This is a genomic window from Arcobacter sp. F2176 (assembly GCF_004116465.1).
In the GTDB taxonomy this organism is placed as follows: domain Bacteria; phylum Campylobacterota; class Campylobacteria; order Campylobacterales; family Arcobacteraceae; genus Arcobacter; species Arcobacter siniprincipis.
Map to the genome: position 1 here is coordinate 1 of NZ_PDJV01000045.1, position 2461 is coordinate 2461.

Below are 2461 nucleotides of genomic sequence, written 5' to 3' on the forward strand. Positions count from 1 at the left end.
GAAAATAAACAAAATGGTGACATCCTTACAAAAAGTTCTGAAATCTTATCTTCAAATGTATCACACTTAAATACAGCTGCCCTTTCTCAAACGGCCTCTATTGAAGAGACAGCTGCTGCAATTGAAGAAACAACATCTTCAATCAGCGAAATTTCACAACAAGCTACTCAAATGCAAACATTATCAAAAGAGACATTAACTTATGCAACAGAAGGATTAGAGTTAGCAAATAAAACACAAAAATCTATGGATGAAATAAATAGTGCTACACAAGAAATCCTTGAAGCAACTTCAATAATTGACCAAATTGCATTTCAAACAAATATCTTAAGTTTAAATGCAGCAGTAGAAGCCGCAACTGCAGGAGAAGCGGGGAAAGGCTTTGCCGTAGTTGCAGGAGAAGTAAGAAACCTAGCAACAAGAAGTGCAGAAGCTGCAAAAGAGATAAAAGAACTAGTAGAAAAAGCTAATACGAAAGCTAGTGAAGGGAAATTTAGTTCTGAACAAATGATTGATGGATATTCTAAACTAAATGAAAAAATAAATACTTCAAGTAAAATTATCTCAAATGTTGCTGATGCTACAATAGAACAAAGTAAAGGAATTTCACAAATCAATGAAGCAGTTAGTGCAATAGATAAATTAACACAAGAAAATGCAAGAATTACTGGAGAAACACAAGAAATAGCTAAAAAAACAAATGATATAGCTATTAATATTATTAAAAATACTGATAATAAAAAGTTTTAATACTTATTAAAACTTTTTATTCTATCAAAAAGACTTATTCAGAAACTAGATATTTCATAATCAAACACAATCACAATCACAAATATACATTTAAAAATAATTATTACTATTTATATCATAATTAAATATTATTTTCTTAAAAAAAAATATTATTTTTGATATTTATTACAACTTTAATGTGTTATACTCCTTTCCTATTTTTACAAAGGATACAAATGAGTAATAAAGAAATATTATTAGAATCTACTACATTTATTGTTTCAGAAACTGATGAAAAAGGCATTATAAGATATGCAAATGATAAATTTTGTGAAGTGAGTGAATATACAGTAGAAGAACTTATTGGGCAACCACACAACTTACTTAGACATAAAGATATGCCCAAATCAACATTTGAAGATTTGTGGAAAACCATTCAAGAGGGCAAAATATGGAAAGGTTTTGTAAAAAACAGAACTAAAAACGATAATTTTTATTGGGTCTATTCTACTGTATATCCACTTACTTTAAGTGATGGCAGTAAAGGTTATATGTCATGCAGAAAAGTTGCATCAAGAAATGAAATAGAAAAAGCTACAAAGCTTTATAGCACAATGAAATAAGGAAATTCTATGAATATTATAGAAAACAGCTCAATTAAAAAAAGACTCTTTTTAATCTTTATTGTTCCTCTTCTTGCAATTATTTTTTTATCAACAATAATTATTTCTGAAAATTATCAAGATTATAAAAATTATCAAAAGTTAGAAATAATGATGAATCTTAATTCGAGTATATCACAAGCTCTTCATGAGTTGCAAAAGGAAAGAGGAGCAAGTGCTGGATATATTGGAAGTAAAGGTGAGAAATTTTCTGACATACTAAAAAATCAAAGATTATCTACTAATAAAAAGATTAAGAATTTAGAAAATTTTATAAAAGAAAATGATATTAATCAACTTGCAGAAGCAGAAGCTAAAAATGAAATAAGTAAAATTTTTCAGGAGTTGGATAAAATTAATAACATCAGAGCAAATGTCGATGAATTAAAAATCGCTCTAAAAGATACTGTAGCTTATTATTCAAATATAAATTCAACTTTACTTCATTTGACAACATCTTCTTTTAAAAATTCAAAAGACCCACAACTTTCAAGCCAAGCAATGGCATACTATGAATTTCTAGAAGCAAAAGAATTAGCAGGATTAGAAAGAGCAATTGGATCTGTTATCTTTAGTTCTGAGAAAATAGATATTAAGTTAAAAAACAAATTCATATCATTAATCGCTATGCAAAATACTTACATTGGCCAATTTCATAATTTTGCTAATGAAAAAATCCTAAGCATAGAAAAAGAGACTTTAGATACAAATGTTATAGATGAAGTAAATAAAATGCGTGAAGTAATTACTGAAAATGTAGTAGGTACTCAAACCAATGTTAAGCCAACTTATTGGTTTAATACTTTAACAAAGAAAATAAATCTTCTTAAAAAAATTGATGACCGAATATCAAAAGAAATAATAAAAAGTAGTGCAGAAAGTAAAGATATTGCATATAACAAATTTGTTACATATGCTTTAATTATATTGATTATATCTTTATTTACAACTTTCCTTGGAGTATATATAAGTAAAACAATTAAAGATGCTGTTTTAAAAATTAGAGAAGGTATTAAAGAATTCTTTGATTTTATGAATAGAAAAGCAAACATAGTAAATGAAATTGATAT

Annotated in this window: 3 protein-coding genes; all 3 read left to right on the top strand. The window is 26.9% G+C overall.

Annotated features, from left to right (window positions below; genetic code table 11):
• Positions 1–750 (top strand): methyl-accepting chemotaxis protein (locus CRU95_RS16040; RefSeq protein WP_258238745.1); only part of this gene is annotated, 750 nt, incomplete at its 5' end.
• 215 nt (positions 751–965) lie between these two features.
• Complete coding sequence (locus CRU95_RS16045; protein WP_129102116.1) at positions 966–1352, top strand: PAS domain-containing protein; 387 nt, start codon at positions 966–968, stop codon at positions 1350–1352.
• Positions 1353–1361: 9 nt separating this feature from the next.
• On the top strand, positions 1362–2461 hold a 1100-nt coding region (locus tag CRU95_RS16050; protein WP_258238746.1), incomplete at its 3' end, for a nitrate- and nitrite sensing domain-containing protein.